General features: G+C 65.0%; 15 protein-coding genes and 1 pseudogene. All 16 read right to left on the reverse strand.

The window, feature by feature from the left end; genetic code table 11:
• Positions 1–53: 53 nt before the first annotated feature.
• Entirely contained in the window at positions 54–1,298 is a 1,245-nt protein-coding gene (gene motD, locus IPK65_04740) for a flagellar motor protein MotD (GenBank protein ID MBK8162461.1), read from the reverse strand.
• A 10-nt stretch (positions 1,299–1,308) separates the two neighbouring features.
• Positions 1,309–2,049, reverse strand: a complete 741-nt coding sequence (locus tag IPK65_04745; GenBank protein ID MBK8162462.1) for a flagellar motor protein — start codon at positions 2,047–2,049, stop codon at positions 1,309–1,311.
• 167 nt (positions 2,050–2,216) lie between these two features.
• The gene (locus IPK65_04750) at positions 2,217–2,954 is read right to left on the reverse strand and encodes an RNA polymerase sigma factor FliA (GenBank protein MBK8162463.1); all 738 of its coding nucleotides are present in this window, start codon (positions 2,952–2,954) and stop codon (positions 2,217–2,219) included.
• A complete protein-coding gene (locus IPK65_04755) occupies positions 2,951–3,838 on the reverse strand; it encodes a MinD/ParA family protein (protein ID MBK8162464.1) in 888 nt (295 codons plus the stop codon). The genes IPK65_04750 and IPK65_04755 overlap by 4 nt, the downstream gene beginning before the upstream one ends.
• The gene (gene flhF / locus IPK65_04760) at positions 3,831–5,066 is read right to left on the reverse strand and encodes a flagellar biosynthesis protein FlhF (protein MBK8162465.1); all 1,236 of its coding nucleotides are present in this window, start codon (positions 5,064–5,066) and stop codon (positions 3,831–3,833) included. Before flhF ends, IPK65_04755 begins: the two co-directional genes overlap by 8 nt.
• A 49-nt stretch (positions 5,067–5,115) precedes the next feature.
• Positions 5,116–7,218, reverse strand: a complete 2,103-nt coding sequence (flhA, locus tag IPK65_04765; GenBank protein MBK8162466.1) for a flagellar biosynthesis protein FlhA — start codon at positions 7,216–7,218, stop codon at positions 5,116–5,118.
• Between the two features lie 57 nt (positions 7,219–7,275).
• On the reverse strand, positions 7,276–8,409 hold the full coding sequence (flhB, locus tag IPK65_04770; GenBank protein MBK8162467.1) for a flagellar biosynthesis protein FlhB: 1,134 nt from the start codon (positions 8,407–8,409) through the stop codon (positions 7,276–7,278).
• 4 nt (positions 8,410–8,413) lie between these two features.
• A complete protein-coding gene (gene fliR, locus IPK65_04775) occupies positions 8,414–9,187 on the reverse strand; it encodes a flagellar biosynthetic protein FliR (GenBank protein MBK8162468.1) in 774 nt (257 codons plus the stop codon).
• A gap of 28 nt (positions 9,188–9,215) precedes the next feature.
• Positions 9,216–9,485: a flagellar biosynthesis protein FliQ gene (gene fliQ / locus IPK65_04780; GenBank protein MBK8162469.1), complete on the reverse strand. Its 270-nt coding sequence runs from the start codon at positions 9,483–9,485 to the stop codon at positions 9,216–9,218.
• A gap of 34 nt (positions 9,486–9,519) precedes the next feature.
• Positions 9,520–10,258: pseudogene (gene fliP / locus IPK65_04785) on the reverse strand (flagellar type III secretion system pore protein FliP).
• Complete coding sequence (gene fliO / locus IPK65_04790; GenBank protein MBK8162470.1) at positions 10,255–10,728, reverse strand: flagellar biosynthetic protein FliO; 474 nt, start codon at positions 10,726–10,728, stop codon at positions 10,255–10,257. Before fliO ends, fliP begins: the two are co-directional and overlap by 4 nt.
• A gap of 19 nt (positions 10,729–10,747) precedes the next feature.
• Positions 10,748–11,134 carry a flagellar motor switch protein FliN gene (fliN, locus tag IPK65_04795; protein ID MBK8162471.1) on the reverse strand — a complete coding sequence of 129 codons (387 nt, stop codon included), beginning with the start codon at positions 11,132–11,134 and terminating at the stop codon, positions 10,748–10,750.
• A complete protein-coding gene (gene fliM / locus IPK65_04800) occupies positions 11,134–12,147 on the reverse strand; it encodes a flagellar motor switch protein FliM (GenBank protein MBK8162472.1) in 1,014 nt (337 codons plus the stop codon). The genes fliN and fliM overlap by 1 nt, the downstream gene beginning before the upstream one ends.
• Positions 12,148–12,152: 5 nt before the next feature.
• Positions 12,153–12,437, reverse strand: coding sequence for a flagellar basal body-associated FliL family protein (locus IPK65_04805; GenBank protein ID MBK8162473.1), 285 nt, complete (start codon positions 12,435–12,437; stop codon positions 12,153–12,155).
• Positions 12,438–13,034: 597 nt separating this feature from the next.
• Positions 13,035–14,462, reverse strand: coding sequence for a flagellar hook-length control protein FliK (locus tag IPK65_04810; protein ID MBK8162474.1), 1,428 nt, complete (start codon positions 14,460–14,462; stop codon positions 13,035–13,037).
• A gap of 135 nt (positions 14,463–14,597) precedes the next feature.
• Positions 14,598–15,047 carry a flagellar export protein FliJ gene (fliJ, locus tag IPK65_04815; protein MBK8162475.1) on the reverse strand — a complete coding sequence of 150 codons (450 nt, stop codon included), beginning with the start codon at positions 15,045–15,047 and terminating at the stop codon, positions 14,598–14,600.
• Positions 15,048–15,072: the final 25 nt, after the last annotated feature.

Genomic DNA, 15,072 nt, shown 5'->3' on the forward strand with positions numbered 1-15,072 from the left:
GAATATCCGTAAATTTGCACATTTCGTGCCAGGGTGCCGTGACCCGGTCCGCGTCAGGGCGATCGCGCGTCCGGCTGCCGGCCGGCGATGCTGGCCCCGCGCGGCAGCAGCGGAGGCAGGCCGATCTCCACCCTGGGCTGTGCTGCGGGCGGGGCCAGTTCCAGCGGTCGCACCGGGAGCGCCGGGACGGGCGGCAGTGTGATCGCACGCTGCGGTCGCGGGTTCGGCGGACGAGGCGGCTTCACGCCGGCCTGCGCGGGGGCCGTGGCGGCCGGGGTTGGCGGCACCGCCGGCGGCGCGGCGGGCGCGGTGAAGCCCGGCGCCGTGGCAGGCGGAACTTCCGCGGGCTCCGCTACGCCGGCCGGCGACAGAGGAACGGAATCCGCCGGTTCCGTCGCCAGCGGCGCTATGTCGGTGGCTGCGGGAGACGCGGTGGACCCTGCCTCCTCCGGGACAGCGGACTGGCGCAGGCGTTCGTCGAGGAGGTATTCGACCTCCTTGTCGGCCAGCACGACCAGTACCACGCGGCGGTTTTTCGCGCGGCCTTCAGCAGTATCGTTGGCGATGACCGGACGATACTCGCCGTAGCCGACCGCCGACAGACGGGTGGAAGAGATGCCGTGACCCTCGAACAGGCGCACCACGCTGGAGGCGCGCGCGGAGGACAGTTCCCAGTTCGACGGATAGACCGGGGTATTGATGGGCACGTTGTCGGTGAATCCCTCCACGCGGACCGGATTGGAGAAATCGGCCAGGATGGCCGCGACGCGGGTGAGCACCTCGATCGCCTCCTGGCGGATCCGCGCGCTGCCGCTCGGAAACAGCACGCTGTCCTTGATGTCCACCTCGACCCAGAGGTCCGTCACGCTGATCGCGACCAGTCCCATGTCGACCAGCTTCTGCATGGCCTCGGCTACCTCGTCCGCAATCTTCTGGATGTCGCGCGCGTTCTCCGGCGACGATGTGAAGCCGGCGCCGGGCAGGTTGCCCTTGTCCGTATCCTGGTTGCTCAGGGTGACGATCGGGACCTTGATCAGCGTGGGCTTGCTGACGATCTCGATCGAGGCATTGGTGGCGGATTTCACGATCTCGCCCACCTGGATCGGCTCGAAGGATTTCTTGGGTTCGTTGAAGGCCGCCACCAGTGAATCGGACAGGACGCGGTATTTGCCGGCGTTGACCGAAGAAACCGCGTACATGACGACGAAGAACGCGAACAGCAGCGTGATGAAATCCGCGTACGACACGAGCCAGCGCTCGTGATTCTCGTGCTCCTCATGCTTTTTCTTGCGCGCCATGGGCGGACCGTCAGTGGATGTAGCCCTGCAGCTTGGTCTCGATGTTGCGCGGGTTTTCCCCTTCGGCGATGGACACGATGCCTTCGATGATCATCTCGCGGAACTGCGTATGGACGTGCACGATGCCCTTGAGCTTGTTGGCTATCGGCAGGAAAAACAGGTTGGCGAGGCCGACGCCGTAGATCGTGGCCACGAATGCCACCGCGATGCCCGAACCCAGCTTGCTGGGATCGGCCAGGTTCGCCATGACGTGAATGAGACCCATGACGGCGCCGATGATGCCGATCGTGGGGGAGTAACCACCCATGCCCTCGTACACCTTGGCCGCCTGGGTGTCGTGATATTCATGGACGCCCACTTCCACTTCCATGATGGCGCGGATCGCCTGCGGGTCGCTGCCGTCCACCAGCAGCTGCAATCCCTTGCGGGCGAACTGATCGGGCTCGCTTTCGGTGACCGACTCCAGGCCGAGCAGGCCCTCCTTGCGCGCGATATTGCTCCAGTTGACGATCTTCTGTATGGCCTCCGCCGCGGCGACCTTGGGCGGGAAGACGACCCACATGGTCATCTTGAGCGAACGCATGAAGATGTTGAACGGGGTCTGGATCAGGACGGCGCCGGTGGTGCCGCCAAACACGATGAGAAACGCCGTCAGCTGCAACAGCGACGAGAGGTGCCCGCCTTCCAGCGCGTTGCCACCGAGTATCGCGATGAAGGCGAGCGCGACACCGGCTATGGTCAGCATATCCAAGATCTATCGCTCCCATGCGACAGGCAGGTTGCGGGCGGTCCCCGCGCCCGTCAATCCGTAAGTTCCGCCTGGCCTGTGCATAATCCCCGTTCCGTTCCTGCCGGCGACGCGCATGCGTCCCGGCACACCTTCCCTGTGCAGTGCGATCCCTGCGCCGGCGGCGCGATTCAGTCGTTCGTCCGCCAGTGGCCGAGCCGGGTCTGCAGCCGGACCAGCGCCTGGCTGTGGATCTGGCTGACGCGCGACTCGCTGACCCCGATCACCGCACCGATCTCACGCAGGTTGAGGTCCTCTTCATAATAGAGCGTGAGGACCAGGCGTTCGCGATCGGGCAATCCGGAGATCGCCTCCGCGAGATTGCGCTTGAAATCATCGCGCTGCACGCCCTCGAACGGCCCGTTGTCACCCTTGCCGAAGCGCGAGGGAACGGCATCCTCGCTCATGCCCATCTCCTCGAAACTCAGCAGCCGGCAGCCGCTCGCGTCCTGCAGCGTCTTGTGATACTCGTCCAGGCTCATGCCGAGCACCTTGGCCACCTCATGGTCCCTGGCGTCTCGGCCGGTGGCGTTCTCGATCTCGCGCACGGCATCGGCGACCTGGCGCGCCTTGCGGTGCACCGAGCGCGGCGCCCAGTCGCCCTTGCGGATCTCGTCGAGCATGGAGCCGCGGATGCGTATGCCCGCGTAGGTCTCGAAGCTCGCCCCCTGGCCGGCATCGTAGTTGCGCGCCGCCTCGAGCAGGCCGATCATCCCGGCCTGGATCAGGTCGTCGACCTGAACGCTCGGCGGCAGCCTGCTCATGATGTGGTAGGCGATGCGCTTCACGAGTGAAGCGTATTGCGTCACCACTTCCTGATACCCTTTATCCTCGTTGTCTATCGGTGTATACATGGCTGGTTTATTCATGATATGCCCACAGTTGTCCTGCCGCCGTTGTTGTTTACGAACAGTCTTTCCACGAAAAATTCGATACAGCCGCTTGCCGCCCGCGGGGTCGGCCACTGCGCCACCTTCTGCGCGATCTTGCCGAAGGAGAGCGCCGCCTTGCTGCGCGGATACGCATCCACCAGGGCGCGCTGTTTCTGCACCGCCTTGCGCAGGAATTCGTCGTAGGGGATCGCGCCGACATAGTCGAGATTGACGTCGAGAAAGCGGTCGGCCACCTTGGCGAGCTTTCTGTACAGCTCGCTCCCCTCCTGCGCGCTTTGCACCATGTTGGCCAGCACGCGGAACCGGTCCACACCGTGCTCGCGGTGCAGGATCTTGATCATGGCGTAGGCGTCGGTGATCGATGCGGGCTCGTCGCATACCACCACCAGAACCTCGTGCGCCGCGCGGGCGAAGGTCACCACGCTGTCGGAGATGCCCGCCGCGGTGTCGACCAGCAGGATCTCCGGATTGAAGCTGAGGGCGCTGAAGGCGCGGATCAGGCCGGCATGTTCCGCCTGGCTGAGTTCCGCCATGCGTTTCACACCCGAGGACGCGGGGATGATGCGCAGGCCGTGCGGCCCCTCCATGAGCACGTCGTCGAGCGAACAGTCGCCCTTGACGACATGCGACAGATTCACGCTCGGCTGCAGGCCGAGCAGAACATCGACGTTGGCGAGGCCGAGGTCGGCGTCCATCAGCAGCACCCGCTCACCACTCATGGCGAGCGTCACGCCGAGATTGACCGAGACGTTGGTCTTGCCGACGCCGCCCTTTCCGCCCGTCACCGCGATGACGCGCACGGGCGTCTGGCGGGAGAATTCACGCAGACCGGCCACCTGGGACAGTCCCTTGTCAGACATAAGCATTGGCCACTTCCTTTCCGAAACTGAGTGCGATCAGATCTTCGTTGATGGAGGATTCCGAGTTTTTCATCGTCTGCACACCGCGTGCCACCAGCGTGCCGGCGCGCGCCTGATGCAGGTCTTCCGGCACGCGCTGGCCGTCGCTGTAGTACGCCACCGGCAGCGCGTGACTGATCGCCGCGCTGACGGCGCCGCCGATGCAGGTGGCCTCGTCCAGCTTGGTCAGGATGCATCCGTCCGGATGGAACGCGCCGAAGGCGCCCGCCACATCCCCCAGCCCGGACAGGCGCGTGGTGGCGGACAGCAGCAGCAGGGTCTTCTTGTTCATGTGCGACTTGTCGAGCAGCTCCGCCTGCTTCAGCAGCGCGCTGTCATGCTGGCCCATGCCGGTGGTATCGATCAGGATCAGGCGGCGGTCGCACAGGTCGTTGAGCACCTTGCGCAGTTCGTCGCGGCTGTCGGCAGTCTTGACCGGGACATCGAGGATGCGGCCGTAGGTGCGCAGCTGCTCATAGGCGCCGACGCGATAGTTGTCGACGGTGATCAAGGCCACCTGGCGGCTGCCGTGGCGCATCGCATAGCGCGCGGCGAGCTTCGCGGCGGTGGTGGTCTTGCCCACGCCGGTCGGGCCGACCAGTGCGACGATGCCGCCGTCGTTGAGGATGTCGTGTCCGTACAGCGGGATGTCATTCGCAAGCAGGTTCAGCGCGCGCTGCCACAGCCCCTCGATGTCGTCATCGAGATGCCCGAGACCGTCGACGAGACTGCGGCTCTGGGCTGCGGTCAGGCCGAAATGCATCAGACGCTGGATCAGCTCGACGGCGGCCGGTTCGCGCCGGCTGAAATGGCCCCAGGCGAGGCTCGACAGCTGGTTTTCCATCATCAGGCGCATATGGCTGAGTTCGGAGCGCAGCTCGACCAGCGTCGGCTCCTGGCTCCAGATGTTGTCGGGCGCCTCGGCGGCCGGCGCGGCGGGCTGGACGGCCTCGACCGTCCTGCGGGCGGCAGCGACGGCCGGCGCGGGAACCTCCTGCGTCCGGGTTTCGCCCATGATTTCGGTCTTTACCGCCTTGAAAACCGTCTCGTCGTAATCGACTGCAGCGACGATCTCCACGCCGCCATTGACGCGGCTGTTGGAGAGGATCACCGCCTCCGGTCCCTGCTCATCGCGCACCATGCGGATGGCCTGGCGTATGTCGGGGGCAAAAAATCGTTTTATCTTCATCGTTCGCCTCGTTCAGCGCCGCGCATCTTGCGCGGCGGTTATCGCCGTTTCACCGGTCCGGCCGTCCGATGTTGGCGACGATCTTGATCTGCCGGTTGTCCGGTATTTCGTCGTACGACAGCACGTTCATGGCTGGGATCGTGTGGCGGGTGAAGCGCGCCATCACCATGCGCAGCCCCGGGGATACCAGCAGCACCACCGGCTGTCCCGCCATCTCCTGCCGCTGCGCCGCCTCCAGCAGCGACTGGTGCAGCCGGTCGGCCAGTCCCGGTTCGAGGGCCATGCCGCCGGCCCCCTGGGTGCGCAGAGTCTCGTGCAATAACTGTTCCAACGTCTGATCCAGGGTGATCACCGGCAGCTCGCTGCCGAGACCGCTGATGCTCTGCGTGATCAGGCGGCCAAGGGCGACGCGCACGGAGGCGGTGAGAACGCCGGGGTCTTGACTGCTGGCCGAGGCGGACGCCAGATTTTCCACGATTGTGCGCATGTCGCGGATCGGTACCTTCTCCTCCAGCAGGTTGCGCAACACCTTCTGCACGGTGCCGAGCGGCAGCGAATCCGGCACCAGGCCGTCGACCAGCTTCGGCGAGACCTTGGCGAGGTTGTCCAGCAACTGCTGCACCTCCTCGCGGCCGAGCAGTTCGTGCGCATGCGTCTGCAGGATGTGGTTGAGGTGCGTCGCGATCACGGTGCTGGTATCGACGACCGTGTAACCCATGGTCTGCGCCTGCTCGCGCTGGTTCGCCTCGATCCACACGGCGTCCATGCCGAAGGCCGGGTCCTTGGTCTGTACTCCCGCCAGCTTCCCGAACACGCGACCCGGATTGATGGCCAGCTCGCGGTCGGGGAAGACCTCGGCCTCGCCCAGGGTGACGCCCATCAGGGTGACGCGGTAGGCGCTCGGCGCCAGTTCAAGGTTGTCGCGAATGTGTACCGAGGGGATCAGGAAGCCGATCTCCTGCGTCAGTTTCTTGCGCACGCCCTTGATCCGGCTCATGAGCTGGCCGCCCTGGTTCTTGTCCACCAGCGGGATGAGGCGGTAACCGACCTCGAGTCCGACCGTGTCGACCGGCACCACGTCCTCCCAGCTGAGTTCGCGCGGCTCGCTCGGCTTCTGTTCCGCCGCAGCCGCCGTGCGCGCCTGTTCCTGCGCGCGCGCGGGCTGCGACCTGCGCTGCTGGATCATGTAGCTACCCGCCCCCGCGATACCGGCCAGGGTCAGGAAGGCGACGTTGGGCATGCCCGGAACGATGCCGAGCAGGCCCATGACGCCAGCCGTTACAGCGAGCGCGCGCGGGCTGTCGAACAGCTGGCTGAGCAGCTGCTTGCCCATGTCCTGCTCGCTCGACACACGCGTCACCATGATGGCCGCCGCGGTCGACAGCACGAGGCCGGGGATCTGCGCCACCAGTCCGTCGCCGATGGTGAGCAGGGTGTAGTTGTGCATGGCGTTGGCGAACGCCATGTCGTGCTGCATCATGCCGATGGCGAGGCCGCCGATGATGTTGATGAACAGGATGAGGATGCCGGCGACGGCGTCGCCGCGCACGAACTTGCTGGCGCCGTCCATGGAGCCGTAGAAATCCGCCTCCGCCACCACGTCCGCGCGCCGCCGCTTGGCCTCCTCCTGGCCGATGATGCCGGCGTTGAGGTCGGCGTCGATCGCCATCTGTTTGCCGGGCATTGAATCCAGGGTGAAGCGCGCGCTGACCTCGGAGATGCGGCCGGCGCCCTTGGTCACCACCACGAAGTTGATGATGACCAGGATCGCGAATACGATGATGCCGACGGCGTAGTTGCCGCCCACGACGAAGGAGCCGAAGGACTCGATGACGTGTCCGGCCGCGTCGGCACCGGTATGCCCCTCGAGCAGCACCACCCGGGTCGAGGCGATGTTGAGCGCGAGGCGCAGCAGTGTCGCGAGCAGCAGCACGGTGGGAAAGGTGGCGAAGTCGAGCGGACGCTGGGTGTACACGCAGGCCAGGATCACGACCAGGGACAGCGCGATGTTGAAGGTGAAGAAGACGTCGAGCATGAGCGGCGGCAGCGGCACCACCAGCATCGCCAGCAGCGCGATCATCAGCAGGGGCGCCCCCAGCGCGCCGTGGCGGCCGAAGTCACGGATGCTTCCCAGTACGTTTGCCTCAGCCATATGCATTCCTCGTATGCGTTCTTGCGTTCATTGCCCGTATCCCGCCGTCTGCCGGACTCAATCGTCCCGGCGCAGGTCGTCCGGTATCGGGAGATCGTTGAAGTCCCTGTTCGTCCCCTGCCCGCGGCGCGGCTTCCGGCGCAGCTGGAAGGCATAGGCCAGGATCTGCGCCACCGCCAGGAACAGGCCCGACGGGATCTCCTGCTCCAGGCGCGTGCTGTAATAGATGGCGCGCGCGAGCGGCGGCGCGGACAGGATCGGAACCTTGTGCCTGAGCGCGATATTCCTGATCTCCAGCGCAACGAGATCCCTGCCCTTTGCCACCACCACCGGGGCCGACATTCTGCTCTGGTCGTAGCGCAGGGCCACTGCATAGTGCGTCGGGTTGGTGATGACGACGTCCGCCTTCGGTGTCGCATCCATCATGCGGCGGCGCGACTGCTCGTGCTGGATCTCGCGGATGCGGCGCTTCACTTCCGGGCTGCCGTCGGTCTGGCGGAATTCTTCCTTGATCTCCTGGTGCGTCATGCGGAGCTGCTTCTTGTGGTCCCACAGCTGGAACGGGACGTCGATCGCGGCGATCACGATCATGGCGCCGCTCAGCAGGAGAAAGGCATGCAACAGCAAGCTGCCGGCGCCGGCGATGGCAGTATTGACATCCATCCCGCCGAGACCGAGCAGATCCTCGGCATTGCCCAGCAGCAGCAGAATGGCGATCGCCAGGACGACGCCGAATTTGGCCATGGCCTTGAGCAGCTCAACCAGACCGCGCACGCCGAAGACGCGGCCCATCCCCTTGACGGGATCGAGCTTGTCCCATTTGAAGGCCATCGCCTTGGTGCTGAAGGCCCACCCGCTCAGCGCAAGCGGCGCGAGCAGCGCGACCGCCATTACCACCATCAGGAAGGGAGCGAGCGCGACCACCGACTCGATGATGGCCTGCTGCAGCTTGAGCAGCATGGAGGCGGCGTCCATGAGTTCGGCGCGCGGCGCCGCGAATGAGAGCTCCATGGTGCGCAGTGACTGCCGCACGACGCCGTCGCCCAGCAGCATCATGCCCGCCGCCGATACCAGCAGCACGGCCATCGTGGTGAGTTCGCGCGAACGCGGCACCTGACCGCGTTCGCGCGCCTCCTGCAGTCGCTTGGGGGTGGCCTGTTCTGTGCGTTCCTGTGCGGAATTCTCTGCCATCACCCTACTCCGCTATCATCGTATTGACCGCGTCAAAGGAGCTCTCGACCAGGCTGGTGAACTGCGCCGGGAACAACGGAAGCGACAGCAGGATAAAAATGAAACCCAGCATGAGCGAGATCGGGAACCCGATGACGAAGATGTTGAGCTGGGGCGCGGCGCGCATCATGACCCCGAAGGCGGCGTTTACCAGCAGCAGGGCCGCGAGCGCCGGCAGCGAGATGATCAGCGCTCCCTTGAAGATCCATGCGCTCCAGGCGAGCAGTGTCCACAGGCCGTCGCCGCTGATCGACGCAAGCGCCACCGGGATCGTCCGGAAGCTGTCGACCAGGGTTTCGATCAGGATCAGATGGCCGTTCAGGATGAGGAATATCAGCGTGGCAAGTACAGTGTAGAACTGGCTCACCACGGGCACCGTGACGCCGTTGGCAGGGTCCATCATCTGGGCGAAACCCAGGCCCATGGTCTGACCGATCAGGTTCCCCCCCATCTCCACCGCGCTGAAGACCAGGCGCACGAGGAATCCCATGGCAAGCCCGATCATGATCTGTGCGCCGGAGATCAGGATGCCCTGTACGCTTGCGGGATCCACCTGCGGACCCGGCGGCAGCACGGGTGCAATGACCAGGGTCAGCGCAAGCGCGAGGCCGACGCGAAAGCGCATCGGCACGATGCGCACGCCCAGGATGGGTGCAACCATGATCAGGGCGGCGATGCGGAAGAAGGGCCAGATGAAACCCGTGATCCACTGCGTCAGCTCCTGTTCGGTGAAGTTCATTTCTGCATCGTCCCGCCGGGCCGGACACTCATCCTATGAGCGACGGTATGCTCTGGATGAGCCCCTCGGTGTAATTGACCAGCGACCTCAGGATCCAGGGTCCGGCGGCGATCATCACGACCAGAACCACGAACAGCTTGGGTATGAAGCTCAGCGTCTGCTCGTTGATCTGGGTGGCCGCCTGGAACATGCTGACCAGCAGGCCGATCCCGAGCGCGGGCAGCAGCAGGACCGCGAGGATCATCAGGGTCACGTAGAGGGCGTCCTGTCCTATGGTGACGACGGATTCCGGTGTCATGGCCTTTCTCCAGTGCGGCACTGCGGCGCGGCGTTCATGCGGAGAAGCTCGCGGCAAGCGTCCCGAGGATGAGCGCCCAGCCGTCCACCAGCACGAACAGCATGATCTTGAACGGCAGCGAGATGATGAGGGGAGACAGCATCATCATACCCATCGACATCAGCACGCTCGCCACCACCAGGTCGATGATCAGGAAAGGGATGAAGATGATGAAGCCGATCTGGAAGGCCGTCTTCAGTTCGCTCGTGAGGAAGGCCGGCATCAGCAGCGAAAGGCACCTGCTCGCGCGACTCCACGCCCGGACTGCCGGAGATCCCGGCGAACAGGCTGAGATCCGAGTCTCGCGTCTGCTCCAGCATGAATTTCTTGATGGGCACGCTGCCGCGGTCGAGCGCCTCTTTCATCGTCATCTTCTCCTCGGTGTAGGGCTGCACGGCGTTGTCATAGACGTCGGTGAACACCGGCATCATGATGAAGATCGTCAGGAACAGCGCCAGACCGATCAGCGTCTGGGTGGTCGGTGTCGACGCCGTGCCAAGCGCCTGGCGCAGGATCGCCAGCACGATGATGATGCGGGTAAACGAAGTCATCATCATGAGGCCCGCGGGCAGCAGGGACATCGCGGTCAGCAGCGCCAGTATCTGCAGGCTGAGGCTGTAGGTCTTGCCGCCGTCGGGGGCCGTGGTCACGGTGACCGCCGCCAGGCCCGCGTCGGCGAGCGCGGCCGCGCAGGGAGCCAGAGCGAGAAGGACGAGGAGGATGAGTCTTGTCATGACAGCGATATTCTCTTTCTGAGCTCCTGGTTGAAGCGGCCAAGGAAGCTGGCCGGCGCGGCCGGGCCGGCGCCCGCAGGATCCGCCCCGCCTTCGGAGGCCGGCTCCAGCACATGCAGCGTCCTGATGCAGCCCGGCGCGACACCGATCAGCAGGCGGTCACTGCCGGCCTGCACGATCACGATGCGCTCGCGCTGGCCGAGATTGATGCCGCCGACCAGCCGCAGCTGTTCATGCTCGCCCCCCTGCATGCGCCCGAAACGCTTCAGCGCCCAGGCGCCGGCGAAGATCAGCGCAAGCACGGCGATCAGCCCGGTGATCATCTGCAGCACACCGGCGAGCGACACCGCGCCCTTGTGGGCAAGCGCGGGGTCGGCGCCCTGGGCCAGCGCGACCGCGGGCAGTGCGACCAGCGGCAGGCAGGCGCACGCCACGCGCAGGCCCATGGTGAGCGGATTCCGTCCTGACATTCCCATGCTCCGGCGCGGACTACTTGAGTTTCTTGACGCGCTCGGTCGCGCTGATCACGTCCGTGAGGCGGATGCCGAACTTCTCGTTCACCACCACCACCTCGCCGTGCGCAACCAGCGTACCGTTCACCGTGACATCCATCGGCTCGCCGGCGAGTCGGTCCAGCTCGACGACCGAACCCTGGTTGAGCTTGAGCAGGTTGCTGATGGAGATCTTGGTGCGTCCGATCTCGACCGCCACCGTGACCGGGATATCCAGGATCATGTCCAGACTTTTATCTCCTATGGAGGCGCCGGAGGAATCATCCTGCAGGTTCTGGAAACTTGCGCGCGCGTAATCCTCGCCCTGTCCCATGCCGGCCTGGGCCTCCACCGCGCCGCTCTCCGTCTTCGTTGCATCGTTCATCACGCCGCTCCTGTGATAGTCATCAACTGCCTGCCGCGCTGGTTCTGGACCAGCTCTGTAACCTTGATGGCGTTCTTGCCGTCAGCGCTGCCGAACATGCCGCGGAACACCGGGATGTCTTCGACCATCGCGGTGATCGACTCCGGGATCTCGATCGGTATGATGTCCCCGGCCTGGAGGGCGTTCAGCTGGCGCATGCTGATCCGGGTCTCCGTCAGCGTGCTGGACAGATCCACCTCCGCATGCATGAGCTCGTTGCGCAGCGACACGGTCCAGCGCTCGTCGAGCTCGACACGGTCGCTCTGTATTACCGACTCCAGCATCTCCCGGATCGGCTCGATCATCGAGTACGGCAGCGTTACGTGGATGTCTCCGCCGCCGCCCTCGAACTCGATGTGGAAGCTTGAAACCACGACCACCTCGCTCGGACTGACGATATTGGCGAAGTTCGGATTGATTTCGGTGCTGACCAGCTCGATGTCGACACCGACGACCGGATTCCATGCCTCCTTGATGTTGAGGAAGGTCATATCAAGGATGATCTTGATGATGCGCTGCTCGGTGGGCGTGAACTCGCGCCCTTCGATCTTGGCGTTGAAGCGCCCGCGCCCGCCGAAAAAGTTGTCCACGAAGCTGAACACCAGCTTGGGATCGATCACCAGCAGCCCCATGCCCTTGAGCGGCGGCACGCGGATCACGTTCAGGCTCGCCGGCATGAACAGGCTGTGGACGTACTCGTTGAACTTGATCATCTGCACATTGCCGACCGCGATCTCGGCGCTGCGCCGCAGCAGGTTGAAGAAGCTGATGCGCAGCTGGCGCGCCATGCGCTCGTTGATCATCTCCAGAGTCGGCAGCCGGCCACGCACGATGCGGTCCTGGCTGGTGAAGTCGTAGTCGGCGATGTCTCCCGCCGCGACCGGCTGGTCGGACTCGGATTCGACCTCGCCGCTGGTGACGCCGTTGAGCAGCGCGTCGATCTCGTCCTGGCTCAGAATGTCGTTAACCGCCATGGCCGTCACTGCATCACGAAGCTGGTGAAATAGACGGCTTCCGCCCCGGTATTGCCCGTTTCTTCCTTGAGGATGTTCTGGATTTCAACGAGCGCCTGGTCGCGGATCTTCTGCTTGCCCTCCGCGGTGTTGAGCGAGGCGTAGTCCTGGTTGCCGAACATCATCACGAGGTTGTTCCGGATCTGCGGCAGATGGGTCTTGATGGCCTCCGAAACCACCTGGTCCCGCGTCATCGCCTCGATCTTGACCTGCAGGTAACGGATCTGGACCCCTTCGACGAAGTTGATCACGAAGGGATCGCCCAGCTCGACGTAGATGGGGGGCGGCCTTGGGCTCCTTCGACGACTTCTTCTCCTTGGACTTCTTCGGCTTGGCCTTGGGCGCTTCGTCGGCGGCAGCCTCGGCGCCTTCCTCACCGCCTGCATCGGCGGCAGCCACCTCCTCCGCGTCGTGCTTGCCCGGGCCGCCGGTCAGCAGCAACGTCGCACCCACGCTCGCCCCGATCAGCACAATCACGGAGACAACGATCAGCACGATCTTGAGGATCCCCGATTTCTTTTTCGGCTTGGGCTTTTCGTTATCTTCGTCTTCGTTGATTTCTTCGTCTTTTCTCGCCATCTCGGTCCCTTCCCTTGTGCACGGAGTTCGTAATAACGTCCTGCTCAGATTTAGCAAGACACGTGCCACCGGGGAGGCGAGATTTTTTATAAGTAATTACATGATGTTATTTAGGCAAATTGCAGTCATGACGGCATCTTGACGGCCTCCATGGGCGGTCCGGAGCCGCGGCGCCGGAAAGGCGTTGGCCGCATGCCGCATGAGAAGGGGATAAGACCGGGCAGGACGGCCCGGGGCGGCGCCGGCGCGCCGGCACGGGAGGGTGTGAATCAGGCGTACAGGTCGACGAGGCTGCGGGTCTCGCGCAGCCGGCCCGGACCGGCGTCTGCCGCGCCGGTCGGCGCGGCTTCCGCACGCGGCGCGGCGTCCGTGTCCGCCTGCTGCGGCGCCGGTTTCCTGCCATCCGACGAGGAATGCTGCGAGATGTCCACGTTCACCGCACCGAAGCCCTGCTCGCTCATCAGGTCGCGCAGCCGCGGGAGATTTTCCTGCAGCGTCTCGCGCACCAGGGCGTGCTGGCTGCTCAGCGTTACGGTCATCTGCCGGTCGGAATCGACGCTGACGCGCACCTCGAGCGGACCCAGCTGCGGCGGATTGAGCTTCATCTCCGCGGACTGCACCTGATTTCCGATCGCCCAGCGGATGCGCTGGCTGACTTCGTCGCTCCACTCCGGATGGCGCAGCGGCGTGTGCACGGCGAGGCCGGGTGCCGCATCACGAACGGGACCGCCGGACATGCCGGCCTGGGCGTATGTCAATGCGGCGGGGCCTCCCTGGGAGCCGCTGTCGGCAGCCTGCAGCAGGGATGTGAAACTCTCGCTCCGGGTGCGCGCCGCGCCATCACCCGCACCTATCCTGGCAAGCAGTTCCTGCAGGCGCGTGCCGCCGTCCGGCGTGGAATCATGATCCGACCCCGCCTCAGGCTGCGTGTCAGCCGATGCGACGGCTATCTGTTCGGAACGCATGGCCGCGTCAGTCCGCGGGGCGGCGGCGTCACGTGCCGCGCCCGCTTCCGGCGTGATCTGCGCCGGCGGGGCGGACGGGGCGGCAACGGTTGTCAGTGAACCCGCCGGCGAGGACGGTAATGGAACTGCGGACATGGTCGTGGCCGGCGCAGGGAGCGGCGCCGGGGCCTGGATTTGCCCGGTTGCCGCGGGTGATGCGCCGGTGTCCGCAAGCGCCGCTCCGTCCATCGCTGCGCGCGGCTCAGCGTCCGCCGCCGATCCGGGCACGGTATCCCATGGCACAATCTGCGGCGCGGCCGTGCACTGCAGCGGATCGCCGTCGCCATCGTCATGCGTTTCCGCCGCCATGGCCGCCTCGATTTCGTTCACGGCGATCTCGCCCTCAGCGGTCTCAGCGAACACAGGCGGCAAGGCCTTGCCGGCGGGCGGCAATGATGCATCCGGAGACAAAGGCAGGGGCATCGCCGCCGACGCAGGTGGATCCGGAACGAGTATGTCGAACGGGCTGCCATCCGGCGCCGATTGAAATACGGGTTCATCGCCGGCGGTCGCGGCGGGCAGCGGGGTCATGGATCTGTCGCCCGTGGCGGCCGCGCCTTGCTGCAGGCGCGGCGCGGCGAGCAGGGAATTCATCAGGTTGCCGAAAGATCCGCCTTGCGCATTCCCCGGCTCGGAGTCCGCCGCCGAAGGCAGGGAGTCGCCCGCGGCGACGCCTTGAACCGCCGTGTCCATGACACGGGGAATTGAAGAAAGACTCACACCTGCAGATACCGCCATGACTCCACCCCGCTCCGTTGATTCACGCCGACGGACGTATCGTCCGGGAAAAAGGCAATATCCATGCCAGCAAAACCGGGGGGCCCGGCCTCATCCCTCACCGTCGATGAGCGGGCGCATGCGCTGCGCGCGGTCGTCGCTCTCGCGCTGTTCGCGCCGCCGCGCAAGTGACGTTTCCTCGCAGCGGAATCGGTCGATGACCTTGTCCAGAGCGCTCCGCTTCGACCTCACCTCGCTCCAGTAGCGGTTCTTCTGCTCAAGCTCGTGCCGGCATTCCTCCACAAGCTTTTTCTGCTGCTGGATCGCGTCGTTCAGGCGTTCGTTGAAATGCCGGTATTCCTTGAAGCGGTCGATCGTGGCGCCGCTGCGGCCGAGTGACTGGAAGCGCTGCTGATACTCGCGCTGGAACTGCTCGAGGTCGGCCAGCCGGCGTTCCTGGGCGAGATAGCGGCGCTGCGATTCGCCCAGCACCTGCGTCGCCTTGATCTCCTTGTCACGCTGCAGACTGGCGATGGGCTCCAGCCGGTCCGATCTAGTCATAGCGCCTCCTCCTGTACACAGGCTT

It is taken from the genome of Gammaproteobacteria bacterium, from assembly GCA_016712635.1.
Lineage (GTDB): Bacteria > Pseudomonadota > Gammaproteobacteria > SZUA-140 > SZUA-140 > JADJWH01.